General features: G+C 45.9%; 26 protein-coding genes. 13 read left to right on the forward strand and 13 right to left on the reverse strand.

The window, feature by feature from the left end; translation table 11 throughout:
• Positions 1–55: 55 nt before the first annotated feature.
• Complete coding sequence (locus EP13_RS18245) at positions 56–640, forward strand: YceI family protein (RefSeq protein ID WP_044058523.1); 585 nt, start codon at positions 56–58, stop codon at positions 638–640.
• A gap of 158 nt (positions 641–798) precedes the next feature.
• Here the strand turns inward: EP13_RS18245 and mdoH are convergent, their stop codons facing one another.
• Entirely contained in the window at positions 799–2781 is a 1983-nt protein-coding gene (gene mdoH, locus EP13_RS18250) for a glucans biosynthesis glucosyltransferase MdoH (RefSeq protein WP_044058524.1), read from the reverse strand.
• Positions 2762–4378, reverse strand: a complete 1617-nt coding sequence (locus EP13_RS18255) for a glucan biosynthesis protein (RefSeq protein WP_081869540.1) — start codon at positions 4376–4378, stop codon at positions 2762–2764. Before EP13_RS18255 ends, mdoH begins: the two co-directional genes overlap by 20 nt.
• Before the next feature lie 593 nt (positions 4379–4971).
• On the opposite strand from EP13_RS18255, the gene EP13_RS18260 reads away from it, so the two are divergent.
• Entirely contained in the window at positions 4972–5532 is a 561-nt protein-coding gene (locus EP13_RS18260) for a porin family protein (protein ID WP_044058525.1), read from the forward strand.
• Positions 5533–5578: 46 nt separating this feature from the next.
• Here EP13_RS18260 and EP13_RS18265 read toward each other — a convergent pair whose 3' ends face one another.
• From EP13_RS18265 to EP13_RS18280, 4 genes are read right to left on the reverse strand one after another with little or no spacing between them, the layout of a single operon-like run.
• Positions 5579–5815 carry a YheU family protein gene (locus EP13_RS18265; RefSeq protein ID WP_044058526.1) on the reverse strand — a complete coding sequence of 79 codons (237 nt, stop codon included), beginning with the start codon at positions 5813–5815 and terminating at the stop codon, positions 5579–5581.
• Positions 5812–6849 (reverse strand): hydrolase, encoded by a 1038-nt coding sequence (locus EP13_RS18270; RefSeq protein ID WP_044058527.1) that lies wholly within the window; start codon positions 6847–6849, stop codon positions 5812–5814. Before EP13_RS18270 ends, EP13_RS18265 begins: the two co-directional genes overlap by 4 nt.
• Positions 6850–6862: 13 nt before the next feature.
• Positions 6863–7372: a TIGR02444 family protein gene (locus EP13_RS18275; protein ID WP_044058528.1), complete on the reverse strand. Its 510-nt coding sequence runs from the start codon at positions 7370–7372 to the stop codon at positions 6863–6865.
• A complete protein-coding gene (locus EP13_RS18280; protein ID WP_044058529.1) occupies positions 7359–9296 on the reverse strand; it encodes an ATP-binding cassette domain-containing protein in 1938 nt (645 codons plus the stop codon). The genes EP13_RS18275 and EP13_RS18280 overlap by 14 nt, the downstream gene beginning before the upstream one ends.
• Before the next feature lie 118 nt (positions 9297–9414).
• Here EP13_RS18280 and EP13_RS18285 point away from each other — a divergent pair, with 118 nt between their 5' ends.
• Together EP13_RS18285 and EP13_RS18290 are read left to right on the forward strand one after the other, a co-directional pair.
• Entirely contained in the window at positions 9415–9621 is a 207-nt protein-coding gene (locus EP13_RS18285) for a YheV family putative zinc ribbon protein (RefSeq protein WP_044058530.1), read from the forward strand.
• Positions 9622–9820: 199 nt separating this feature from the next.
• Positions 9821–10942: a DUF748 domain-containing protein gene (locus EP13_RS18290; protein ID WP_044058531.1), complete on the forward strand. Its 1122-nt coding sequence runs from the start codon at positions 9821–9823 to the stop codon at positions 10940–10942.
• Here the strand turns inward: EP13_RS18290 and EP13_RS18295 are convergent.
• Together EP13_RS18295 and EP13_RS18300 are read right to left on the reverse strand one after the other, a co-directional pair.
• Positions 10936–11187, reverse strand: a complete 252-nt coding sequence (locus EP13_RS18295; protein WP_044449081.1) for a SlyX family protein — start codon at positions 11185–11187, stop codon at positions 10936–10938. The two genes, EP13_RS18290 and EP13_RS18295, sit on opposite strands and share 7 nt — an antisense overlap.
• Positions 11188–11195: 8 nt before the next feature.
• Positions 11196–12188, reverse strand: coding sequence for a WD40 repeat domain-containing protein (locus EP13_RS18300; protein ID WP_052364487.1), 993 nt, complete (start codon positions 12186–12188; stop codon positions 11196–11198).
• Between the two features lie 135 nt (positions 12189–12323).
• Between EP13_RS18300 and fkpA the strand changes: the two genes are divergently transcribed.
• Complete coding sequence (gene fkpA, locus EP13_RS18305; RefSeq protein ID WP_044058532.1) at positions 12324–13109, forward strand: FKBP-type peptidyl-prolyl cis-trans isomerase; 786 nt, start codon at positions 12324–12326, stop codon at positions 13107–13109.
• 312 nt (positions 13110–13421) lie between these two features.
• Here the strand turns inward: fkpA and EP13_RS18310 are convergent, their stop codons facing one another.
• Positions 13422–13697 carry a hypothetical protein gene (locus tag EP13_RS18310; RefSeq protein WP_044058533.1) on the reverse strand — a complete coding sequence of 92 codons (276 nt, stop codon included), beginning with the start codon at positions 13695–13697 and terminating at the stop codon, positions 13422–13424.
• 172 nt (positions 13698–13869) lie between these two features.
• Between EP13_RS18310 and greB the strand changes: the two genes are divergently transcribed.
• Positions 13870–14355 (forward strand): transcription elongation factor GreB, encoded by a 486-nt coding sequence (gene greB, locus EP13_RS18315; RefSeq protein ID WP_044058534.1) that lies wholly within the window; start codon positions 13870–13872, stop codon positions 14353–14355.
• Positions 14356–14501: 146 nt separating this feature from the next.
• Entirely contained in the window at positions 14502–16835 is a 2334-nt protein-coding gene (locus tag EP13_RS18320; RefSeq protein ID WP_044058535.1) for a Tex family protein, read from the forward strand.
• Between the two features lie 85 nt (positions 16836–16920).
• Here EP13_RS18320 and EP13_RS18325 read toward each other — a convergent pair whose 3' ends face one another.
• The 3 genes from EP13_RS18325 to bioH all read right to left on the reverse strand — a co-directional run bounded on the left by EP13_RS18325 (position 16921) and on the right by bioH (position 19228).
• On the reverse strand, positions 16921–17919 hold the full coding sequence (locus EP13_RS18325; RefSeq protein WP_044058536.1) for a putative metalloprotease CJM1_0395 family protein: 999 nt from the start codon (positions 17917–17919) through the stop codon (positions 16921–16923).
• Between the two features lie 14 nt (positions 17920–17933).
• The gene (locus tag EP13_RS18330) at positions 17934–18266 is read right to left on the reverse strand and encodes a hypothetical protein (protein ID WP_044058537.1); all 333 of its coding nucleotides are present in this window, start codon (positions 18264–18266) and stop codon (positions 17934–17936) included.
• A 152-nt stretch (positions 18267–18418) separates the two neighbouring features.
• On the reverse strand, positions 18419–19228 hold the full coding sequence (gene bioH / locus EP13_RS18335; RefSeq protein WP_044058538.1) for a pimeloyl-ACP methyl ester esterase BioH: 810 nt from the start codon (positions 19226–19228) through the stop codon (positions 18419–18421).
• Positions 19229–19539: 311 nt separating this feature from the next.
• Between bioH and EP13_RS18340 the strand changes: the two genes are divergently transcribed.
• Complete coding sequence (locus EP13_RS18340; RefSeq protein ID WP_231497893.1) at positions 19540–20043, forward strand: ComF family protein; 504 nt, start codon at positions 19540–19542, stop codon at positions 20041–20043.
• Here the strand turns inward: EP13_RS18340 and EP13_RS18345 are convergent.
• On the reverse strand, positions 20015–22648 hold the full coding sequence (locus EP13_RS18345) for a M14 family zinc carboxypeptidase (protein WP_044058539.1): 2634 nt from the start codon (positions 22646–22648) through the stop codon (positions 20015–20017). The genes EP13_RS18340 and EP13_RS18345 overlap by 29 nt on opposite strands.
• Before the next feature lie 114 nt (positions 22649–22762).
• Here EP13_RS18345 and nfuA point away from each other — a divergent pair, with 114 nt between their 5' ends.
• From nfuA to EP13_RS18370, 5 genes are all read left to right on the forward strand, one after another.
• The gene (gene nfuA / locus EP13_RS18350; RefSeq protein ID WP_044058540.1) at positions 22763–23341 is read left to right on the forward strand and encodes a Fe-S biogenesis protein NfuA; all 579 of its coding nucleotides are present in this window, start codon (positions 22763–22765) and stop codon (positions 23339–23341) included.
• Between the two features lie 15 nt (positions 23342–23356).
• The gene (locus EP13_RS18355; RefSeq protein ID WP_044058541.1) at positions 23357–23581 is read left to right on the forward strand and encodes a hypothetical protein; all 225 of its coding nucleotides are present in this window, start codon (positions 23357–23359) and stop codon (positions 23579–23581) included.
• A 99-nt stretch (positions 23582–23680) separates the two neighbouring features.
• On the forward strand, positions 23681–24373 hold the full coding sequence (locus EP13_RS18360) for an aspartate/glutamate racemase family protein (RefSeq protein ID WP_044058542.1): 693 nt from the start codon (positions 23681–23683) through the stop codon (positions 24371–24373).
• Positions 24374–24407: 34 nt separating this feature from the next.
• Complete coding sequence (locus EP13_RS18365; protein WP_044058543.1) at positions 24408–25022, forward strand: class I SAM-dependent DNA methyltransferase; 615 nt, start codon at positions 24408–24410, stop codon at positions 25020–25022.
• Between the two features lie 89 nt (positions 25023–25111).
• Entirely contained in the window at positions 25112–26008 is an 897-nt protein-coding gene (locus EP13_RS18370) for an AraC family transcriptional regulator (RefSeq protein ID WP_044058544.1), read from the forward strand.

Genomic DNA, 26008 nt, shown 5'->3' on the forward strand with positions numbered 1-26008 from the left:
TTACTGTGAGTCATCCTCGCAGGTATTTTGTTTGCGTAAACAAAGGAGTAATAACATGATTACAGCTCGAATTCGGACGTTGTCTGCTGCGCTTATTGCCTGTGGATTTGCTTTCCCTGCGATGGCTGACTGGAATGTAGACAAAGACACCAGCGCATTGCATTTCCTCTCTACTAAAAATGCACAAGTCACAGAAGTGCATCAATTTGATAGCTTCGACGGCAGTCTTTCAGACAGTGGAGCGCTAAGTATTGAGGTAGATTTGGCCTCAGTAAATACTGCCATAGATATTCGCAATTCACGAATGCAAGAGATGCTGTTTAATGTCGCTGAGTTTGCAAAAGCCACGTTTGTTGCCGACTTACCTGACACCCTCACAGACCTGGAAAATGGCGATGTGGTAGTGGCCAAAGTTGACGGCATCCTTACCCTACATGGCAAGGCCGTACCCACGACCTTTGCAATAAAAGCCAGTAAACTCGATGACGATACAATGACGGTAAGTACTGTTTCTCCTACTTTAATTAAGGCTGAAGCATTTGGCCTGACAGAAGGGGTAGAAGCATTGCAAAAGATTGCTGGGTTGAAAAGCATTACTACCACAGTACCAGTCACGTTCTCTGTCACCTTTACCCGTTAAAGATAAAATGGGTATACGACTGCGCGACTCAGGTAGGTAGTGACCGCCGTGAAAAGTAGTCACCGCCGTGAAAAGTAGTCACCGCCGTGAAAGTCATAAAAAATCCGATATCAGTTCCTGATATCGGATTTTTTGTATGCGTGAAGGTCCGTTGTAACTTATGCGGCCTGTTGCTGAATACCTTGCATAGGCAGTGGCTTTTGATGTAACGCCTGTTCAGGCATTGTTACCCACAAGCTATCTGGTAGCGCTGGAACTTCCGCTTTATACTGAGAAATTGAGAAGTAATTCATGGCGACACGTAAACGCTTAAGTGCCATACATTCTTTTACTTCCTGGTCGATAACGAAAACACCCCAATTGCGTAAGCTAACACCTAGGTGAGTAGAACTAGACAAGCGGATAATAGGCGCCGCCAGTACCATCCCAATTAAAACAGGAAGTAGCCACATAAACAGTGATGGCGTGTAGTAGAAGGTTGTCACGCCCCAAATTACTGCTAAACAACTCATTATTTGGGTATGCTTAAAGGCCACAGACCAAGGCACCTTGCGTCCTTCACGTTCTTGGGCTTCCCATTTAACTGAATGGCCAATAAAGACACTGATCACAAAGTAGCTGTGATAAAACATCATGAGAGGGGCAATCAATACCGCCATTACAAGCTCTAAAATGGCGCTTTTAAGCAACGAAAAGGCGCCGCCAAACTCACTTCTACGTTTGATGAGCGCTAAGGTAATACCCAGCAATTTAGGTAGAAATAATAGCGCTGCTGTGCCCCACATTGTCACCATCATCATGTCTTGGCGTGCCACCTGCCAACTTGGGAAAAGTTGATATTCTGACACAAAGAAGTCAGGCACAGAAGTAGCACGAATAAGCGCATCTGCGGTACCTAGCGCAAGCATACAAAATAGTACAAGTGAAGAAATGTAGGCAAAAGCTCCGAATAAAAAATGCAAGCGGTTAGCTGTTTTTAGCCCTTTCACCTTTAATAAACCCAAATGCTGAATGTTGCCTTGAACCCAGCGGCGATCGCGAATGGCATAATCGACGATGTTACTAGGTACCTCTTCGTAACTGCCTGTGGTGTCGGTCAGTAAGTAAGCCTGCCAGCCAGCTCGACGTAAAAGTGCAGCTTCCACAAAATCGTGACTCAGTACTTCGCCACCAAACGGTGCGCGGCCTTCAAGGGTTGGTAGGCCACAATGCTGCATGAAAGGGGCAATACGAATGATGGCATTGTGCCCCCAGTAATTTGCACTGTCTGTCTGCCAAAACGACAAGCCTGTTGCCAGCATAGGGCTATAGAGATGCGCTGCAAATTGAACAAACCGACCAAAGAAAGTATCTTGGCGAACGGGCATCGGTATAGTTTGCACTAACGCGGTGTCTGGATTCTGCTCAATGCGACGGGCAAGGTCTAGCATGCGCTCACCACTCATTATGCTATCCGCATCCAGTACAATCATAGACTCATAGTTTGCACCCCAGCGCTCACAAAAATCTTTCAGATTACCCACTTTCCTATGGCTGTTTTCTTCCCGGCGACGGTAAAAAACATGGCTAGCATACTGGCCTAAGCGCTTAGTCATGCGGTTCCATGCGCGTAATTCTGCCTCAGCTTTTTGTTCGTCACGTGTATCGCTTAACATGAAGAAATCAAATTGTTCAGCCTGTGTGCTGCCCATAATTTCCCGTACACACGCTTCAAAACCTACCATAATTCTGCGGGTATCTTCATTGTACACCGGCATTACCACCGCGTGTTTTTGCACCAGAGGGCTATCTTGGTCTGGCGCACATTGCTTTTTACGGAGGCTAAGGGGGTCAATGTTGAACAACTGCAATACAAACCCAATTATGCCTGTCCAAAATGCCATGCATAACCAGGCAAAAAGGGTTAATCCAAGACCCAATTGGGCTATTTCAAGGTTCGTTAGCCCGTTGGGCAGAAATATCTCGTATAAACTCCAACCGGCCAGTGCCGTGCTTGGAATAACTAGCATTGCCATAATAAACAAACGCATATGCTCTCCTTTGGTGTTCAGGTGGCTATGGGTCGACGATGCGTCTGTCGACGGTTTCTTTGTCTGCAAACCTTCTTGCAAACCTAGGCTATTACTGTGGTTGGTAGACATAATTCCATACCTCGCTAATACGCTTGCCGTCTTGCTCGATGTAGGCACGCATATCTACCGTTTGTTTCTCTTTGGGTTTCAAGAAGAATGTCGCTCTAATTTCTGCGCCATCTGCAACGGGGTGCATACGTTGCTTCGACACCTGACCGTTACTGGCTTGTACAATGAGTTTTGTCGTATCGCTGTTAAAGCTAAACCCTGAAGGCGCACTAAAGTCGATACTAAATTGACGCGTCGTATTCAGTGATGCATCTTCAAATTCATCACCAGGCAACACCGCAGCCCCTTGGCGCGTGCGAACGACCGACGCCAACTCGCTCACAAATGGGTTTTGTTCCACTGTGCTTAAGTTGTAAGAAAAATAGAGTGACTCACCCGATACAAAGGGCTTATCAGGCGTCCAAAATGCAACAATGTTGTCGTGAATTTCAGAGTTCGTTGGGATCTCAACCACTTCTAAACGGCCTTTTTCAAACCCAGTCTCTGGTGTTACCCACAACCCAGGACGTAGGTGATAATTGGCCTCAGCATCGAGATAGTTGTCCCACTCGCCATCGCGCTGCAACATACCAAACCCTTTGGGGTGGCTGTCACTCAGTGATGTCACTTGTAATCTGCTAGGGTTAGTTAGCGGACGCCAAATTTCTTCACCGGCGTGCGTCACCATAAGTACACCATCGCTATCGTGGACTTCTGGGCGATAGTCGTCGTGACGTTTTTGGGTATTCTCACCGTACAAAAACATGCTGGTAAATGGCGCAATACCTAACTTATCAACGTCTTCACGGGCAAATAACCAACTTTGCACTTTTACCTCTGTGTCGACACCGGGCTGAATAACGAACTTGTAAGCGCCAGCCACGGAAGGGCTCTCTAATCGCGCATATACCGTAATAGGTTGACCTTCCTTCGGCTCAATTAACCAAAACTGAGTAAAATGGGGAAATTCTTCACCTTTGGATAATGCAGTGTCTATCGCCAAGCCTCTGGCAGAGATGCCGTACACTTGATTTTTGCCCACTAGACGGAAGTAAGAAGCGCCGAGGAACACCGCGAATTCATCTTTATATTGCTCATTTTTTATCGGGTAATGAAGGCGAAAACCTGCGAAGCCATTTTCATCTTTCGTATATTGACCCAAGGATGACGCTTTACCATCGTAGCTAAACATCGCCTTTTCAAACGCGATTGGGCTTGCGTCATTATCTGCATCAATAACATTGACGGTCACTGGAAGTTGATACAAGAAACCAGGGTGAAAGAACTGAACCTCATAGTCATTTTCCCCATGCCACAAACTTTGTTCTGGCTTAAAACGAATAGCACGATAGGTTTGGTAATCAATGTCTTTCAATTTGTCATCAAGGCCATGATCATTTTCTTTATAGCTTTGCTCTGCAGACTGCTTTGCTTCATCAATAATAGACTGCAGAATAGGCGAGCTTTCGCCCGGTTGATTGTCTTGATTCACGTTTGTCGCTAATGCCCACGAAGAACCAAATACTGAAAACAGGGCGCCAACCAATAACGCCACACGACGGGTTGTCGCTATTGAAGTAAGTAATTTTGTCGTACCTTTTTGTCTTACCTTGTACACCGTATATCTCCCTTAAGAAATAATGCGCTTTTGAGCCATTGCCCTAAAAAACAAGTTTGGGCTGCGTCCATCCGTTGAAAAATCCAGAACCGAAATGACCTTCAAATTTGCAAAAGCACAGGAAAAAAGTGAAAGCTACACCTAGCAAAGCAAGAGCTGTTCCAATTGCATATTCTTATTAATTTACCTTTATTTTACATTGCCTTACGATCCAAACCCCCTGCAACCACTGTGCTAAACCATTGTGTAAATATGCGCCAGCACTTAGACAAAAGGATAAGTGTTGTGAATTTGCAACACATTCCTTCAGCGTATCGGCCCCTATGTGTAGGACAAGAACCTTTTCCTGTTCTGTTTACGCTAAAACCGTTTGGTCACAAAAAAAGAAAAAGGCATGAAAAACAGATTGATAGATAGCTAATTTGGGTCGAATGTGGAACGCAAGCGCTCGGCTGGCAAGGCAATTGCTGTATGAGTGTCGTGGGATGAAGGTAATAGCGTGTAACTGCCTATAGACATTCACGGGACAACACAGCCTTTCCCATGTAACAACGAGGCAGATAATGATTATCTGTACATAACAAGGAGCATTTATGCGTAAAGCACTCACACTACTTACCGCACTTTTCACCTCAGTTTCAGCGACACTTTCCTTTCCAGCTCTGGCAGACACGCCAGATTGGCGATATGTAGAAGGGGGATACACTAAAATCGACTTCGACGATGATGAATCTTTTGAGCCAGATGGCTTCAACGTCTCCAGCCGATATCTTCTTAACAGCAATATATTTTTAAACGGTGAGTACAACCGCGTAGAAGAGGGCAGCTTTGATCTTGATCTTATTACATTAGGTGCAGGTTATCGTATGCCTATCAATAGCACCACAGACGCCTATTTTACTGCCAACTTTGAACAGCTTGATGCTGACGCCACCGATGAGAATGGCTACAGCATCAATGCTGGTTTGCGTTCTATGGTGACAGAACAAATCGAATTAAATGGTGAAATTGGCTATTACGACGTCTTCGATGGAGAAGCCACCATAAAAATAGGGGCTAACTACTATGTCACCCCTCAATGGGCGTTTGGCGCAAGCTACAAATCTGTTGATGATTTAGACATACTTCAAGTTAACGCCAGATATGCATTTTAATCCTTCCTTTCCTCAGGATGGTTAGCCGGTCACCCGACCGGCTTTTTTATTCTTCATCGTTACCGTTAGCCAAAACGTCCTCTTTTGGACGAATATCCACACTCTCATGAAGCTCTGAATACACCAATACAGCATCACCTGAATGCAGTGCGCTAAGGATTTGCTCAACTTTATCGGTAAGGCTAATTTCCTGTTCGCCATAGTCTGTGCCTTCTCGAAGTACGAAGGCTTCAGCTATGCTGTAAAGGGTGTCTTTTTCGATGGCGTCTAAAGGAATGATCATACGGGGTCCATATAAGGCGTGTCAGAATTGATAGGCAGCACTTCACTAACAAAGCGCTTTACCCGTTCATGTAACCAAACTTTCGGTTTTAAAATAGAGCCTTGCATAAAGCCTACATGCCCGCCACGTTCACTGAGTTCTAACGTGACACTGCGCGCTAGCTCTTCCTCTTTTGGCACAATAAGGTGGTTCATAAAGGGGTCATCAATACTATGTAGAACCAATGTTGGGCAATGTATAGCACTTAGAAAATGATAAGCACTGCATTTTTCGTAGTAATCTTGTGCATCAGCAAAACCGTGCAGTGGCGCGGTAATTTTCTCATCGAACTGTGAGAAACTCGTCATGCTGTCTACATCGTCTTCCGTGAGTTGAATAAGCTTTCGGTAATCAATGTACGCCATCTTTTTCTTCAACGTGTTTTTCATGCTGGCGAGCAGATATTTTTGATAAACTCGGGAAAATCCATGATTAATCGACTTCGCACATTCAGACAGCTTCAAGGGTGACGACACCGCTACGGCGGCTTGCAGCCACTTTTGAGCAGGATTTTCGCCCAGTAGTTTCAGCAACATGTTTCCGCCCAACGAAAAGCCAATAGCCACTTTGGGCAGGGAAGGAAACTTGTCGTTAATCCATTGCAAAAAGAAGCTGGGATCTTCCGTTTCTCCCGAATGATAAGCTCTCGCCTTTAAATTAGGGACGCCACTGCACCCTCGATAATGCATCATCACGACTTGCCACCCGTTCACCGACAACGTGGCCATCATATCGTTGGCATAATGTGATCGGATACTGCCCTCTAAACCGTGAAATAGCACCACCACACCTGAGGGTTCCGCAGGTTTTGGCCCCCACGCCACGTCAACAAAATCGTCATCGGGCAGCGTTAACCTCTCCATACCATAGGTTAAAGGCAACCGCTTTTGTATGAACCTAGGCCAAATGGTTTGAATGTGACGATTTTTCGCCCAAGTAGGAATACGAAATTGGCTTTTAACGATTTTTCCGTGTGCTAACGCAGATTTGCTCATAGTGTTTCTTATTTTAAGGTAGCGCTTTAATGATGGCGCTTAATAGTAATCGGGCTTGAGGCGCTTCTCGTAACGCATAGGCGTTAATAAATGCAGCAATGGACGCATTAAAGACATTTCCACCGACGGCCGCTTCTTTAGGTAGATACGACACATCGAATTGATTAAACTGCGCCAAAATTAGTGCTTGTTGTGCTTTTTCCAGCTCAAGTTCTTCCGCTTTCAAATCGTCGTATCGCGCTGAAACCTCATCCTCTTTTGGCTTTGCAGCATGCCGTTTGTGCCTATGCGCTTTTAATTGGTGTTCGCTGTCTTCTACACACTCAATCAATTGCTGGCATTGGGTTAGCGTTAAAATAACGCCTTCTTGCAAACACCAACACAACAACATAATAAGATTCACATTGACGCCAAACCTGTCTTGAAGGGTTAACGAGGCTGGGGCCACGTCATCAATAGCGTAGGTGATATAGCTATAACGCCAAAAGTCCGCCCTACTAAGTAATACCTCACTGTTTTTCATAGGCCGCTCTTTGTTGTTCCATGTGTTCTTGAGCGTCTAGCCATGCCATTTCATGCTCTTCCAATTGTTGTTTTATCGATGCTTGTTCGTCTAACAAAGCCATTAAATCCGCTTTTTTATCATCACTATATAACGGGCTATCCGCCAATAATGCTTCAACCTCGGCTAAACGCCCGGTGCATTTATCCAACGCTTTTTCATGTTTTTCGAGCGCTTTTTTAAAAGGCGCGATTTGTTTTCTAAACTCGGCTTCTCTGCGCTTTTCTTCTTTCCTGTCTATTTTACGTTCTTTTTGCTCACTCGGTTCGCTATTCGCTGCTTTAGCATCACTGTTCGCTTTGGCTTTGTCTTGTGCTTGTTGCTTTAAAATCCAGTCACGATAATCATCCAAATCACCATTGAACGTATCGACTTGACCGCTATCAACCAAATAGAAATCTTCACAGACTGACGTCAGTAAGAAACGATCGTGAGAAACCAGTACCATGGCGCCTTCAAACCCTTGCAAGGCCACATTTAATGCATGTCTCATTTCTAGATCAAGGTGGTTTGTCGGCTCATCGAGAAGCAGTAAATTGGGCTTTTGATAAACAATTAACGCCAAAACTAAGCGCGCTTTTTCTCCCCCAGACATGGGCGCCACTTCGCTTAGTGCTTCATCACCGTTAAACCCAAACCCACCCAAATAATCGCGTAATTGCTGTTCCGTGGCTTTCTCATCTAAACGCTGTAAGTGCAATATTGGCGTAGCCGAAGGGTCCAAGGTTTCAAGCTGATGCTGCGCAAAGTAACCAATTTTCAGCCCTTTTGCAGTATCAAACATGCCTTGCATAGGAGAGTGTACGCCAGCAAGCAATTTGATTAAGGTAGATTTACCTTGTCCATTTCGCCCAAGTAGGCCAATACGACTGCCGGGCACTAAGTTTAATTTAACCTGTTCCAACACAATGTGTTCGCCATAACCAAGCTGTACATGCTCCATGTTAACCAAAGGGTTGGGGAGGGCAGAAGGGGGCGCAAATGAAAAGCTGAACGGGCTGGCAGCATGGGCAGGCATCAGGGTTTCCATCTTTTCCAGCTGCTTTATACGGCTCTGTGCTTGCTTTGCTTTACTGGCTTTCGCCTTAAATCGCGTAATAAAGGCATTGAGGTGCGCTACTTTTTGCTGCTGCTTTTCAAACTCAAGGTTTTGCAAACGTAAGCGTTCAGCTCGCTGAGTTTCATACGCAGAATAGTTACCTGTGTAGGTGACCAGCTTTTGCTGCTCCACACTGATAATTTGTGCCACTGTGTTATCGATAAAGGCTTTGTCATGAGATATGAGTAATAGGGTGCCAGCGTAACGTTGTAACCACTTTTCTAACCAAATCACCGCGTCCAAATCGAGATGGTTGGTGGGCTCATCGAGCAAAAGGAGGTCAGACGGACACAACAGTGCTTGCGCCAAATTAAGTCGCATACGCCAACCACCAGAGAAGTCTGATACCGGCGCGTCTAACTGCTGATTCGTAAAACCTAAACCAGACAAAATGGTGGCCGCCCTAGCTTCCACATCGTATGCGCCTGCTTGCTCTAATTGCCCATGAGCCTGAGCAATGGCCACACCATCTTCTGCACGTTCGGCTTGCGCAAGTAAGTGCTGTAATTGTCTGAGATGTTTGTCTCCGTCAATCACATAATCAATGGCTTTTCGGTCAGTGGATGGCGTTTCTTGGGCCACACTCACAATTTTCCAATCGGCTGGAATGGTACAATCACCGGCATCTAACGTTAATTCATGACGTAACAAGGCAAATAGTGAAGATTTGCCGCATCCATTGCTGCCAATTAGCGCAACTTTGTGGCCAGGAAATACTTGTGCAGACGCTTCTTCGAGTAAGACTTTGCGCCCTCTCATCAGCGATACGTTAGTGAGCTTTATCATCCGGTACCTGTATTGGAACAATTTAAGTGGCGTATAATACCAAAAACTCTCGTTAAAAGCTGATCAGCAACGGTCATTTCGCTGTATAATAGACTGATAACAAAGATTGAGATTTATTATGCAAAAGAGAGTAAAACGTCGCTTTGTGGCGGGCGCAGTTTGCCCTAAATGCCAAGAGCTCGATACTATTTCCCTCTACTATGAAAACAATGTAGAAAAGCTTGAGTGCGTGTCTTGTGGCTATCACGATGTTCAAACCGACGAAAGCGTGGAAGCGGTTACCCGAGAAAACGAAAACGTCATCGGCATATTTAAACCCCATTAAACATTGCCAAAGCTGGAAAATTTTACCCTTTTGACTGTAGAAGCCACACTGTTTATCTCTTCTTAGCCCGTGGCTTCTTGGTTCCACCTCCCTCGCAAAATCATTTTAAAACAAATAATTTCAACAACCTAGAGTGTATTCTTAATAGACATTTTATCTAGGCATACTCTTTGATGGCATAAGCCATAAGGAGATCACTATGCAACGTAACAATCGTCGAATCGTCATCAGTCTTTCCGTGGTACTGATTTTACTGCTTGGCGTAAGAATAAGCCTACCCTATGCCGCCCAATGGTATATAAACAGTACCTTAAGCCAGCCAGGGAACTATGATGGCCGCGTGGGAGACGTGGATATCATGCTGTGGCGCGGGGCTTATCGACTACAACATGTGCTTCTTTATAAAGCCAATGGAGAAGTGGAGCGCCCGCTTTTTCGAGCCAATTCGGTGGAATTCACCCTCATTTGGTCACAATTGTTTAAAGGTGCCGCCGTTGGCAGTGTTCATCTCATTGACCCAGAAATTAACTTTGTGGATGGGGCAGACGAAAGCAAAGACCAAGTCGGTAAAAATGAAGATTGGTTGAACATAGCGAATCAGCTTTTCCCTTTGCGTATAGACGCACTGACCATAAAGCAGGGAAAAATTACCTTTTACAACCCTCAGACAAGCCCAGCCATTGATATTTCCCTGCATCAAATCAATGGCACGTTATCTAATTTAGTGAACAGCGACGCGTTGTCAGACAACCGCGTTGCTACCGGATCGGCCACAGCACAAACAGCCGACCAAGGTAGCGTAAAGGTGGACGCTTCACTCAATCCTGCCACGGCAAAGCCTACATTTGATATTAATCTTGAAGCTGACAATGTTGCGCTGGTGAACTTTAAGAACCTACTAGATACCTACGCCCCCTTTGATTTAGAGGCGGGCACCCTAACTCTCGCTGCCGAACTGGCGGCTGACAATGGCGAAGTTAAAGGGTATGTAAAACCGATTCTTCATCACGTAGAGGTCTTCTCGTGGAAAGGTGATATTGAAGAAGACGGTGACGGCCCAATTGAAGGCGGTATTGAACTTATCTCAGCATTCTTCACTGAACTGTTTGAAAACCAGAGTAAAGATCAGGTCGCTACACGCATCCCCCTTGAAGGAAACCTTGCCAACCCTGATACCAGTATGTGGTCTGCATTAGGCGCGCTGATTAAAAATGCCTTTGTGAAAGCATTGAGTGGCGATGTAGAAGATTCTGTTGAATTAGATACATTACCGTCGAAAAAACAAACGGATGCGTCTACCTCGCAGGCACGAAATCAATAGTGCGGCGGAGGCATTTCCTCAGATTGCTTTGCAATATTGGATGGCTGGATAGATTTAACACGGTCTATCACATGACGCACTTTGTAGTGTAAATCTTCAAGTTGCTTTTGCTGTGACGCCAAGGCTTCATTTAACGCCTCTATCGTGTGCTCTTGAAAAGCCACCTTAGTTTGCAACTCTTCAATGTTGTTGTTGGCTATTGCAAGTGCTTCGCTTAGCGCTTCTTCACGTTTATTTTCGCTCATTAATTACTCTATTTTTCCCATTGCCAAACTTCGGCTAAACCGCTGCTGCTTTCAGTCACAATAGTACCATTGGATTGAAAGGCAACGCCATAGACAACTGCAGTGGGTGGCGACACAGACTCGCGGGAAGCCACTTGCCAATTCTCTTCTTGGCTACCATCTTCAACATTCCACAGATAAACCTGTCGCGAAGGCGAACCAGTAAGTAAATACTTACCATCTTTGGAAAACTCAGCGTCTGTGAAAATACGCTGGCGCGCAAAATACCGTAACGTACTCACAGGTTCACCGGTTTGCACATTCCAAATTTGCGATTTGTTTTGGCTGTCAGCGGTAAACGCGAAGCGGCCACTATCATCTAAAGCCACCTTGCTCACCCGCGTGGGATGGGTAAAAGAATGGATTATTTGCCCAGTATCCGTGCTCCACAAATAGGCGATGTAGTCGTTGCCTCCGGTAAGGGCATATTTTCCATTGGGCGAAATATCAATCGAATTTACCTTTTCCTGATGCCCAAGAAACTCTAAACGCCGTTGCGTTCGCGGCTCAAAGAACATCACCTTACCATTAGAACGAGCCACCAAAATGCCCTCACCGTTGTTGGTAACTGCCACATCTCGAATAGAAGCCTCGTCAATTCGCCAGAACCCTTCTGGCTCGCCAGTTTCCAAGCTCCACAGCGCAAAGGCTTCTCTATCTGCGGTAACCGCGTATGAATTATCGGCGGCGATGTGAATTGAAATGACTAAATTATTCCCTTCACCTTGATGACCCCAATGATAAAGCGGCTTTTCTTCACCAATGCGCCATACGTTCACACCATTATTGATGCCGGAAACAACAGCGAGAGTACCGTCGGTAGAAATATCTGCCGCATACGCCCCTTCTTCAACATGACGCCATTGCATTAACGGTGTGGTTTCTGGCAGGCTACACCCTACCAATCCACAAACTAACGAGATAAGTAACAGTTTTGTGGGGAACAAATCAGCCCTAAACATAATCAAATGGGTTTCGCTTTGTGAGTGCTACGTTTAACATAGCACGGATCACGCATCTTTCACTATCGTGCACACTGCCTTAGATGCAGCAGTAAAGACACAGAAGCATGATGAAAAATTTATGGAGAGGTTTTTATGCAGAAGTCGCTTGTTGCCCTATCTACCCTGGCTGCGCTAGGTTTGTTTGCTTGCCAGCCAAATACGTCAGATGAAGCAACTACCACCACAACTGAAACCACACAAGCGCCAAGTGGCTCAGGTGAGTCAATGACAGATGCGCAGAAGCAAGCGTATGCAATGGGTGCGAGTATGGGGTTATTTGTAAATAACCGCGCACAACAGCAAGAACAGCTAGGTTTACCCTTAGATCAAGCTGCCCTTAAAGAAGGGTTTAATGACGGGTTAAACGATTCACTGAAATTCACTCAGCAAGAAATTCAAGAAATTGCTCAACAAGGTGAGCAAGTATTGCGTGCCAAACAGCAGGAAATGGCCGAAGCCGCCGCAGCAAAAAATATAGAGGCTGGTGAAGCTTACTTGGCTGAAAACGCAAAACGTGATGGCGTTATCGTGACCGAGTCTGGTTTACAGTACGAAGTGCTAGAAGAAGGCGAAGGCGAAAGCCCGTCGGCAGAAGATGAAGTAAAAGTGCACTACCGCGGTACGCTTTTAGACGGCACAGAGTTTGACTCGTCCTATGCCCGCAATGAACCCGCTCAATTCCCGCTAAATCGGGTTATTCCAGGTTGGACTGAGGGTGTACAGCTGATGAAAGAAGGGGCGAAATACCGTTTCCACATTCCTTCAGAGCTAGCCTATGGTGAACGCGCTACAGGCTCCATTACACCTAACTCGACCCTTATCTTTGATGTTGAGTTACTAGAAGTGATTCCGGTAAACGCCGAAGGCGCTGCTGAATAATATGGCCTGATAAGCGGTATTATTCCGCGTAAAGAATAAAGCCGACACAAAAAATTGTGTCGGCTTTTTTAGTTGAGTCAGCATAATCCATGCTTACCTTTTCCCTCGGACTTAACGACACATCACACGAAGGTGATGGCCCCTTATCCGTTCTCACATAGTAATGCGAGTTATTCGGTGAGGTATCTCGAATCTACCTCTTAAGCATAGTGCCTTTTTGCGAAAAAAGGCGGGGGAAACTGTGCAGTTTTTGGACTTTATTACGATAAAACCTGGTCACTTATAACTGTAAGTTTTAACCCACCGATGTTCTTACTCTCGGGGCATTCTTCGACGTTCATGATGCACTTTAAACACCGCAAAATGTTTCATGATAGCTTGTCCAAGTTTGAACATGACGTAACCGATCAGCAGGTATCCTGCTGTTTTCAAACTCTCGATTCGAACTACGATATCCAAAAACCCGTAAATCAGTAGCAAGGCTCCACTTAAAAACAACATAAAGCCTAGAATGGTACCTATGGTGGCAAAGCGCTTATCGCTTTCACCCGCGGTCAAACTGCGGCCGTTTTGTGAAGTTTTAACCATGAGAACTTGCTCCTTTCCCTGTTTATTTTGACTACAGCAACAAACTAAAGGTTCATGTTCAACTAATAACCGACCAGTTTAGATTAACCAGTAAATGACGTAGTAGAATATTGCCTTCTGCATATTTACCCTCATACACTAGGGTAACGTTATTTAATTTACCTAATTGCTTGTGAAAACACCACTTATTACCCGCAAAGGATACCTCAAGCTTCAACAAGAGCTCGATCACCTTTGGCGTGAAGAACGGCCAGAAATAACCCGCAAGGTCACTTGGGCCGCTAGCTTAGGTGACAGAAGTGAAAATGCGGACTATCAATACAACAAGAAAAAACTAAGGGAAATCGACCGCCGTGTACGCTACTTGCGAAAATGCCTAGAAAATTTAAAGGTGGTTGATTACAGCCCTCAGCAAGAGGGCAAAGTTTTCTTTGGTGCTTGGGTAGAGATAGAAAACGACGAAGGGAAGGTGCTGCAATTACGATTAGTCGGTTACGACGAAATTTTCGGCCGTAAAGACTACATTTCCATTGACTCCCCTATGGCTAGAGCGCTGGTGGGGAAAGAAGAAGATGACGATTTATCCGTAAAAACCGAAGCTGGAATAAAAGAGTGGTGGATTAATAAAATATGGTACGACACCACGGACAAACTCTAACCTAGGGTTAAATACAATTGTGGGTGGATAAGTAGTCATTTTCTCCTATGCTACGGTGATATACTTGCCATCTTATTTTTCATTTTTTAGACAGTTTGCCCAAGGTCGATAAATATCCACCCGCAAACCATTGCCTAGAGCGTATTATGATTATCAATAAAATTGCTGAAGAACTATCGGTTCAGCCCAACCAAGTAAACGCAGCCGTTCAATTGCTTGACGAAGGAGCGACCGTTCCTTTTATCGCGCGTTACCGTAAAGAAGTCACTCAAGGCTTAGACGACACTCAGTTAAGAAACCTACAACAGCGTTTAACCTACCTTAGGGAGTTGGAAGACCGTCGAGGTGTTATTCTCAAATCTATTGATGAGCAAGGTAAACTCACCGATACGCTAAAGGCCGATATTAATAACGCAGATAGCAAAACCACCCTTGAAGATTTATATCTTCCGTACAAGCCCCGTCGCAGAACAAAAGGACAAATTGCTATTGAGGCAGGTTTAGCGCCTCTAGCCGACGCCCTGTTTGCCGATCCAAGCCTTACCCCTGCCACGGTCGCTGCCCAATACATTAGCGAAGAAAAGGGAATTGTTGATGAAAAAGCCGCCTTAGAAGGCGCACGATTTATTTTGATGGAGCGTTTCGCCGAAGATGCTTCGTTGCTAGGAAAAATACGTCGTTACCTGACTGAAAACGCGCACTTAGCCAGCAAGGTAGCACCTGGGAAAGAGAAAGACGCGGCCAAGTATAAAGACTACTTCGAACACAGTGAAAAATACAAAACGGTGCCATCCCATCGTGCACTCGCCATGTTCCGTGGACGCAACGAAGGTCTTTTACATATTCAGCTAGATGCCGATCCACAACAGGACGACAATGCGTCAGGCTCACATTGTGAACACCTTATTGCCAGCCACTATAATATTCTTCACCGCAATAGACCGGCTGATGACTTCTTAGCCCAGGTAGTGCAGTGGACGTGGAAAATAAAGATTGCGTTACATATGGAAACCGAGCTGTTCAGCACCTTGCGTGAAAGAGCAGAAGAGGAAGCCATTGAAGTATTTGCCAAGAACTTAAACGACCTGCTAATGGCCGCTCCAGCGGGGGCTAAAACCACCATGGGGTTAGATCCCGGTCTACGTACAGGGGTCAAAGTGGCTGTGGTAGATAAAACAGGTAAAGTCCTAGCCACCAACACGATTTTCCCTCACGTCCCGCAGAATCAGTGGGATAAATCTATGCGTACACTCACCACCTTGTGTAAGCAATACAAGGTGGAATTAATCAGTATTGGTAACGGCACCGGCTCACGAGAAACCGATAAGCTAGTTGCCGAGATGCTAAAAAATAACAGTGATCTTCAAGCCCAAAAAATCATGGTAAGTGAAGCCGGAGCGTCCGTCTACTCGGCCTCTGAATTGGCCTCTAAAGAACTGCCGGATTTAGACGTGTCGCTTCGTGGCGCAGTGTCTATTGCGCGTCGTCTACAAGATCCATTGGCCGAATTAGTTAAAATTGAGCCCAAAGCCATTGGTGTGGGTCAGTATCAGCATGATGTTAGCCAAAGCCAATTAGGCAAATCTCTCGACCGTGTCATCGAAGATTGTGTAAATGCCGTGGGCGTAGACCTTAATACTGCCTCGCCAGCGCTCCTTAGCTATGTTTCAGGGCTAAATAAAACACTGGCCCATAACATCGTTCATTTTAGAGACACTAACGGAGCCTTTGCAGATAGAAAGTCATTACTTAAAGTAGAGCGATTAGGGCCCAAAGCGTTTGAGCAGGCAGCGGGCTTCTTACGTATTATTAATGGTACTAACCCCCTCGATGCCTCTGCAGTTCACCCTGAAGCTTATCCCGTGGTAGATAAAATCATTGATACCACGGCGGTGGCCGTGAACGATATTATTGGTAATACTGAGCTACTCAAAAGCCTGTCGCCTGACACCTTTACCAGTGAGGCTTTTGGTCTACCTACAGTGCAAGACATCTTTAAAGAACTTGATAAGCCAGGACGAGATCCTCGCCCTGAGTTTAAAACTGCAGCGTTTAAAGAGGGTGTTGAAACCATCAACGATTTGAAAGCAGGTATGATTTTAGAAGGTGTGGTCAGTAACGTCGCAAACTTTGGTGCGTTTGTGGATGTGGGTGTTCACCAAGACGGGCTCGTTCACATATCGGCGTTGACCAACAAGTTTATCTCAGACCCTCGAGAAGTGGTGAAAGCGGGTGATATTGTTAAGGTGAAAGTGCTTGAGGTGGATGTAGCACGCAAACGTATTTCTTTTACGATGCGTTTAGACGATACCCCTACACCCTCTGCCCGCCCCGCCAAAAATGGACCGACGGCCAATAAAGGAAAAGCCCAACGTCCACGCAATGACAAAGGCTCAAAGCGTAATACAGGGAATGCTCAACCACAAAATAGTGCCATGGGTAATGCGTTTGCCGACGCTTTTGCTAAAGCCAAGAAATAAAGTGTAGTCATCATTCTAGCCGGCGTATTAAACGCCGGTTAGCCCATGACAACAAAGTAAAAGAAACGAGGGTAAGGTGACCCAATTAAGCGCTCGCTGAAAACCCTTGTGAAGCAGGTGTATAGGCTTGCGTATAAACATTTTGAATACGCCCTACCCGTGCCGCCATGGCTGGGCTGATTTCCTGTGCTTCCCCAAAATCAAGTGAACGTGCACCACCCGCATAGGCGTTTTTCTCACTGTTTTCCTTTGCTGCTTCCTGCGCGGATAGAACCGCATCGTCAAGGCTTCTTGTCGGAGGCTCTATGGTGTTATCTGTGATGTCATTTAATGACGGGGGTGTGATGCTAACACCATTACTTTGTGAGGATGAGCCTTCAGAAGCTAAGGCTTGCCCGCTTTCTTCTGCTTTTTCTTCCGCAATTTCTGCTCGTGCTTCAAAGGCTTTCTGTGATGCTTCCGCAGCGACCTTTAAGTCTTGAGCGGAAGGTTGCGCAGGGGCGAGCGCAGCAGTGCGCACCTGCTGCATTTTACTTAAAGTTTGTTCTGGCGTTTGCGCTTCTGAAATATCAATGGAGACTTTGCCATCTGTAATGTATCGCTTGTTGTCTGGCCCCGTTGTGTACTCGTATTGCGGCGTACCTGCATACTGGCCCCCGGCGACTGCATGGGCTTGCTCATGGGTACGAACTTCCTCATCACGAGCTTCTAAAGACGCAATTTCTTGTTGCTCTTGCTCGGTTTGCTGCTGCGACTGTTGTTGAGATTGTTGTTGGTCTTGCGCGTTTTGCTTACCCGCGCTTTCATCTTCAGCATTGTCAGGCTCTTGCCCAAAAACATTATCAAAAGCGGCCTGTAGTTCAGATTGAACTTGAGGGCGTTCGTACGTTACCGGTGCAGGGGGTTGACCAGGCGTTCTTGCCTTATCAGTATCTGAACCCAAACCTTTCTGGGACGCGCCTTGTTCAGCATCGCTTGCTTGGGGAATGGTTTCTCGAAGGGTATTGTCTCTACGTGCCGACTCGGTATTTAAGTTGGCCGTAGGAAACGCTAGCGCAGTCAATATCGGCGTGACAATATTCACTTTAAAACCCCCTTTTAAGCTAGCGTATCTATAATGGTTCCGACAGTTTCATTCGCCACTTCTAACACCTTGCTAGAAGCCTGCGCGTTAACGCTATTAATCTTTAATGACAATAGGTTAGACGTGAAATCATCGCTCGCGGTGGGTAGCACATTACGTATATTACTTAGCCCCTGCAAAGACGCATCGGCCAGCACAGCTTGTGGGCCATTCTCTGCAAGATTCACTTGCGCCGTTTGCTGCGCAATATTTGTGGCGGCTTGGGTTAACCCGCTATTCGCCTGCTGCAAGCCAAATTGGCCAGACACAATGGCTGAATTGACACTATTGGTCACAATACTAGACATACACTACCTCTACACTCTCATGCGCAATTATTAACCAGCTTGCACAAAAAGAAAAGCACACAAGTAGAGGGGAAAACTAAGTCCTTGTCTTTTTTATAGTTATTGTTCGGCCATTTTATAACCAGCCGCATAGAAACACAGAAAGCGCCAAATTAAGACGCTTCCTGTTTATAAACGTTGGTCGCAAAACTGTAAAGAATATCGGCCGTCTGCTGCGGGTGGGAAATAAACGGAGCATGAGAAGCGTGAGGTAACACCACAGTGTCGGCTTGGGGGTGTAACTCACAAATACGGTCTATACCACTGGTAGGGACAAGACTGTCTAACCTGCCATATAATCGCAATGTAGGCACAATAATGCGCTTTAATTCACTGCGCAAATCCTCACAAGACAATATATGCAATCCTTCTTTTAACGCCTCTTCCGATGGCGATGGAAACTCGGTTATTTGCTCACGAATGGCTTTAATGTCTTGTTTAGCAGTATCACTTCCCATTGCTTGAATCGCTAAAAAGCGCTCAAGGGTTTTACTGAAATTTTTCTCTAGTTGCTGCTTAAACATATTCAGTAAGTCTGCCGCTATACCTGGCCAACAAGGCCCGGCAACAAACCGTGGTGTAGAAGCAATAGTGACTAACCCCGCGAGAAGATTGGGTCGTTGAGCAGCAAGTTTCTGCGCCACTAAACCGCCAAGAGACCAGCCAACCACGATACTTTGAGGGGGCATTAAAGGTGCGACCATTTCACTTAAGTTAGCCACCGTATAGGGCGTGGGTACATGCGCGGCATTTTCACCAAAACCGGGCAGGTCGATGGTGGTAATTCGGAAATCGGCACTTAAATAGGGAATAAATGAGGTGAATGCGCCACTGTTCATTCCCCACCCATGAATGAAAACCAGATCTTTTCCTGTGCCTTGAGTACGGGTGACAAGCGGAGTGTTTGTATGCAAATCTTTCACTGTATACATCCTTAAACTGTTGCAAGACGCGACTTAGGAGCAAGTCTATCTGCGCGTTGACCCAATTCTTTAAAGCACGTGTTGCGTCCATTAAACGTGCTTTAAATGTTTCCTGCTTACTATGCTATCAGGCAAGTCCCACGCCAGTATGTCAGTGGTGTGAAGATGACATATTTTCTTTTGATACCCGCAAGTATAAAGAAAACTTACTGTCTTTTGGTCTTATCAGTCGGCATGTGCGGCACTGCCGCTACCAACGACTTTGCGTGTATGGCTTGTACACACCGCCTCTTTCAAGCCTAATTCACTTAATGAAGTTTCGCCATTCTCTCACCGCAAGCCAAGAGATTGGCAGGCTGTTTGTCGACAAATGGCAACAGCATACTGGGCCAAAACCAGATTTGTTATTACCCGTTCCTCTAGGCACGCGGCGCTTTGCTCAGCGGCAATTTAATCAATCTGCTGTACTGGCTTTATACATAGGGCGCAAGCTAGGTATACCGGTGTATCAGCACTGGGCAATTCGTCAAACAGATACCGCCCAACACTTACTCGACAAACAAGCCCGTTACGTCAACGCGAAACACAGTTATGCACTGACAAAACATGGAATAGATGGCTATGTAAGCGAACCTAGCGCCGTGCTTCGGGTCGCCATTGTTGACGATGTTATCACCACGGGGATAACGGTGGATAGGTTAGCTGGTTTATTAAGCGCCCGTTACCCTCACCTAAATATTGAAGTATGGGCGGTGGCGTTTACACCACCGCCTAAAAGCCATTTACTTAATGCAGAAAATGGGATTGGTAAATAGCATTACTAAGCATCTTATTCGTGCCATACCAGTACCCCCTAAATTGGGTGTTATCCACAAAGCCAATAATCAGCCCTTTCCCTTTATTGGTGGTGACTACCGCGGGGGTCTTTGCGATGAGTTTCACTATTGGGTCTGCGCTAAACCCCGCCATTAACGGCGCTTCGGTGTAACGGGCAGGCGTGGTAAACGGTGAGTAGTGATTGTCGATGATCATATTGCTGGTTTTAAACATGGCCAATGTGTCACCTGTATAACCAAAAAACAGAGGGTGACTGGTGTCTATTTCTGCTTCGTATACCGCACCAGCTACCAACTTTTGTGCGCCATGAGACGCTCTGTCTTTGAAAGATAAACCTTCTTCTTTAAAGAGATTATCAATTTCCTCACGCAGTAAAACATCGATGTTTAACCAGCTATTCGCGGAAAAATACCGTAGCGCTGATTTTTGACCTATTAGTACCCCGCCTTGTTTCACCCAGTCGATAAGGATGTCCTTGGTATTCTGAGACAATTCGAAGCGACCACTTGGAAATATAATATGAGTGTAATCCCCTTGCAGCGCTTGAAGAAGATTTCGTTGCTCAATAATGGTGGTGGGTAGGCCAACACGGGTATCAAAGTAATGCCACATTTCACCGACTTCATACTCACGGGTTCCCTTTCCACCCACTATTAACACTTTGGGCATGCTGATAGGTGAAATCCCGCGACTTCCCAGATCGCTCCCTGCGGGCGTTAAACCACTTTTGATGCCATATACACTCATGCCAAGAGGTTGCGCCTTTTGTTTTATGAGTGAAACCAAATTGTTGGGCTGCTTTAAGCGCGCTGGGCCTGCTGGAATAACAATACTGCCTGGCGGGAACTCTACCTCCCCACTAAATTGCGTATGCGCGGTGAAACTGTTCTGGCTACTGCGAACTTTTACACCAGCCTCGAGTAAAGACTGCAGTAGTGCAGGTGCATAGTAATCGTGCCAAGAAAACGCGTAGGCATACGCGTTGCTGTCAAACTTAAGCATTGGATTAGCCTGCACGAGTTTAGCGTTAGCATCCCATTTGACGCTACTGCTTTGACGGCGGGTAACAGGGGTGTAATCAACATTAAATGCCAGCGCAATATGCCAACTAGAGACATCATAAAAGGTGTTATCCTCAAACGAGGTTTGGGTTGAAAATAGCGATTTAACTAAGCGATATTGGTATTGCTCTAATGGAATATAAATGGCGCGATTGGCTTGAAAGGTTTGACTGTCCACTGTGACATCACGGGTAACAACATGAAACACAACCTGGTGTTGTGATAGTAATTCGGTAAGCGCACTAAATCTGCCTAAATCGTCAGGCATGGCCAACAGGTAGCCACCTAACTTGTCTTGCTTTGCCAATTTTTGTGCTTCACCCACAAAGCTGCTCTGGTATTGCAGTAGAGCCGGTTTGTTGGCAACGGCCCCAGCAAAGGTGCTAAGCGATGTGGTGACCTGGTTTGCAATTGTGTCGGCGAACGCGAGATTGCCATTTATCGACGCTTGAAGATGGCCCCTTGACCTTGCCTGTTCAAACAAAATCCCCACACTGCCATGAAGATCAGGGTATGTAGAGCCTTTACCGGCGTAAAAATCGTCGTAGGCTTCTTCGGTAAAATACAGCTCGTTTTGACCGTCTAAAGCGCGAGCGTGAAACGACGCAAGTGCTTCGGTGAGGGTAACGTTGGCGTCTGGCGTTAGCGGGTTCTTTCTAGCGCGTACACCAGGCTGAAAGAAATAGCTGCTGTTCGTGCCCATTTCATGAAAATCAGTTAACACATGGGGGCGCCAGCGATGAAACTGTGCAATACGTGCCTTAGATTCCGGGTGCGCCAGTAATAACCAGTCTCGATTTAAATCGAACCAATAGTGATTGGTTCTTCCCGATGGCCAACCTTCGTTATGCTCCCGGTGCAAACTATCAGCCACCAGTTGGGTGCCCTTATGCATATTAGCCCATTGTGCAAAACGAGATAGGCCGTCGGGGTTGAAAGAAGGGTCAAGCAACACAACATTAGTGGTTAGCAAAGTATCAATGGCTTCGCCTTGGGCAGCGGCTAAGTAATAGGCTACCGCCAGCGCGGCATTTGAACCGGAGGGTTCGTTGCCGTGAATGCTATACCCCATGTATAGAATGAGGGGGGCGTTTTCACTGGGCTCTGAGCCTGACGCGAGTTGTGATAAGTGACGTTGTCGAAGGGTTTCTATCTCAGCGTGATTGTGTGGCGCAGTAATGGTTAACAGGAGGAGAGGCCTGTTTTCATGCGTACGACCCATCTCTTTGATTGTCATACGGTCAGAGGCGTCAGCAAGTACATTAAGGTAGTGTACGAGTTGGTCATGCCTAACATGCCATTCGCCCAATTGCATACCCAGTACAGATTCTGGGGTAGGAATTGCCGGGTTATAGTCGACATTTTCAGGAAGATAATCGAGTACGGGACGTCCTCCCGTATCTACTTCGATATCAATGGCATAGGAGGGTAACGTGGTTACCATTAGTAAACTAAAAGCCGCGCCAATTAGAGACGCACTGCGTAGTAGGGTAAGAGCAGCGTGTGAGAATGAAGCTAACATAGCGTTCCCGTCTTGTTGTTTTGCTAGTACATCGAAAACAAAAAATACTTGACTGATTTACTCAAGTTAATTTGTTATCATAGATAAAATTTTAATCGTATGTAGGACTTGCTGATGATCACTATATCAGAAGATGCTCAGGCTCACTTTGTAAAATTACTGAGTAAACAAGAGCCTGGCACAAATATTCGCGTATTCGTCGTAAACCCAGGCACATCAAGCGCAGAGTGCGGTGTGTCCTATTGCCCACCTGACGCGGTGGAAGAAAGCGACACGCGCCTTGAATTTAACGGCTTTGACGCCGTAGTAGATGAAGAAAGTGTTCCTTATTTAGACGAAGCGGAAATTGACTACGTTACAGACCAAATGGGCTCTCAACTGACCCTGAAAGCACCTAACGCTAAAGCACGCAAGGTTGCTGACGATGCTCCGCTAGTTGAGCGTATCAACTACATGATAGAGTCTGAAATTAACCCGCAATTGGCCAGCCATGGCGGACAAGTCATGTTGGTAGAAGTGACTGAAGAAGGCTATGCCATCTTACAATTTGGCGGCGGTTGTAACGGCTGCTCAATGGTAGATGTCACCTTAAAAGACGGTATTGAAAAACAAATGCTAGAACACTTTGCCGGTGAGCTTAAAGGCGTGCGAGATGCAACAGAGCACGAAGCTGGCGAACACTCTTATTACTAACCGCCATTCAGCGCAATGAGAGACGTAAATACAAGCTGGCAACGTTTTAAAATCGGGCTATCGATTTTCGTTGTCGGCGCTGTATGCTTACTGTTTTTTAGCCAATATCACATTGTTATATACCTATTTTCTCTAGCCACATTGTTTATTGGCTTTGCCTTCGCCATGTATGGCTATGTAGGTATTTTTCTCTCTCGTTTTTCCTCCTTAAAAAGTAAAAAGCCCCCTGATGACATTTAACAGTTTCTCACGTATCGTAAATATCCCTTATTGATAAAGCGTGCTCTTTGACGGCCAATTCCCCTAGCCCTTGAGCCATCGCAAAGAGGAAGGCCACCAATGAAAACACTTGGATTAATTGGCGGGATGAGTTGGGAGTCTACCGTCTCGTATTATCAATTTATCAATCGCGGAGTGAATCACCAATTAGGTGGCTTACACAGCGCTAAACTTTGTCTTTACAGTGTCGACTTTGCCGATATTGCGCGATACCAGCACGATGGGAATTGGAAAGGTGCTGCTGATATTCTCATTAGTGCAGCGAAAAGCTTGGAAGCCATGGGTGCTGAGGGAATCGTTATTTGTACCAATACAATGCACAAGGTGGCTAACATTGTACAGAACGCGATAACCATACCATTACTTCATATTACAGATGCCACCGGCGAAAAGCTGAAAACCGATGGCGTCAAACATGTAGGGCTATTGGGGACAGCGTTTACCATGTCAGAGCGCTTTTATTCCTCACACCTCACTGATAAATTCGATTTAAATGTTCTTACCCCAACGACAGATGAGCAAACAACTGTTCATGAAATTATCTACAATGAATTATGTAAAGGTGTCGTTTGCGAGGCCTCCAGAAATTGCTATATCGAGATTATAAATAACTTAAAGCAACGAGGCGCGGAGGCAATCATTTTGGGATGCACTGAGATTGCTTTGCTGATTTCTCAGACCGATACCCCACTGCCTTTGTACGATACCACGCAAATTCATGCGGATGCGGCAGTGGCATTCGCCATCACTTAATCGACTTATGCTTTGAAGGAAGCAAGGACACCCTATGAGCCCAGAAGAAACTGGACAAGCCTATAATAGTATTACCCACTTATGGACGTCTGAGGAATTTAATCGCAGCAATGGCATGAACGCATTAGAGCAAGCGCTAGCCTATTTACCCCAGCTCCCTAAAGATGCGAAAGCCCTTGATGTTGGTTGCGGCTGCACCTGCCGCTTTTATCCGCGCCTGGCTGAACAAGGATTATCGATAGAAGGCATAGATGTGTCATCTGGCATGCTTGCCATTGCACAAAAAAACTACCCCGAAGCCACCTTCACCCACGCCGATATTTGTACCTATCCCCTCAAGCCAAACACTTATCACTTTATAATGGCCTGGGATAGCATTTGGCATGTCCCGTTAACTCAACAACCGCCATTAATTAAAAAGCTAAGTGATGCATTGGCGCCTAATGGCGTGTTTATTTTTAGTTTTGGCGGCGTTGAAAGCGCGGGTGAACACTACGATAATTATATGGGCCCTAGGGTTTACTATGCTTCTCTTGGGATTCATGGTTTTATTGAACTAGCAATGCAAACAGACTGCATCATTAAACACCTCAATGTGGGAAAAGGGGATGAACCTCACAGTTTTATAGTGCTTCAACGTAAATCTTAGCAAAATCGGTAGGGCAAGGCGCTTAAAATTGGGTTAGTTTGATACTGGTTTAGTCATTCACCTAACTGAGTAGCGAATAAGTACTTTTTATGAACCCCCTATTTCAACGACTGGTTAACGTTGCCGAAGCCATAGAGAGAGAGCCATCTCTTGCCAGTGATTTACAGGCCCTTAGCGACGTTGCAGCATTATCCCCCTTTCATTTGCACCGGCTTTTTGCCTCGCACTTTAATCAAAACATAGGGGCTTATGGCAGGAAAGTACGGGTATATCGCGCCGCTTATCAGTTGGCATTTCGAAATGACATTCCTATTTTAACCGTGGCGTTAGATGCTGGCTTTTCAAGTGCAGAAGGTTTCGCCCGCGCGTTTAAGAAGCTTTTCGACGTCGCGCCATCCACATTTCGAGCACAACCTCAATGGGAGTTACTGCATCAACGCTTTACTCCTTTATCATCCCTTACCGTCCATAGAGGAAACCCCATGAATAACCCACCGTTTTCTGCTCAACAGGTCAACGTTCAACACTTCCCTACCATTCCTATTGCCGAATGGGTACATCAAGGCCAACCCAATTTAGTGCTGAAGACCGTAAAATCCTTCATTGACTGGCGCAAACAGGAAACCTTACCGCCCTCTGCTTATCGCACTTTCAACGTGCTTTATGATGACCCTAATACCACCCGCGACGAAGACTATCGTTTTGGCGTTGCATGTGAAATTCCGCAGGAAAAGACGATTGATCACAGCAACATTGAAAAAAAACACATTCCAGCTGGCCTGTGCGCGACAGTGAGGCTTATCGGCGATGACAGTCAAATTGGAGCCTATGTGCATGAATTATATGCCTCGTGGCTGCCTAGTACCCTTTTTGTTTTGCGAGACTTCCCAATATTTATAGAGCGTGTCCGCTTTTACCCAGAGGTGGGGGCAGCCGATGCTATTACCGACATCTACTTACCCATAGAAGAAGCACAATCGAAGTAA

Origin of the sequence: Alteromonas australica, assembly GCF_000730385.1 — a bacterium.
GTDB lineage: Bacteria > Pseudomonadota > Gammaproteobacteria > Enterobacterales > Alteromonadaceae > Alteromonas > Alteromonas australica.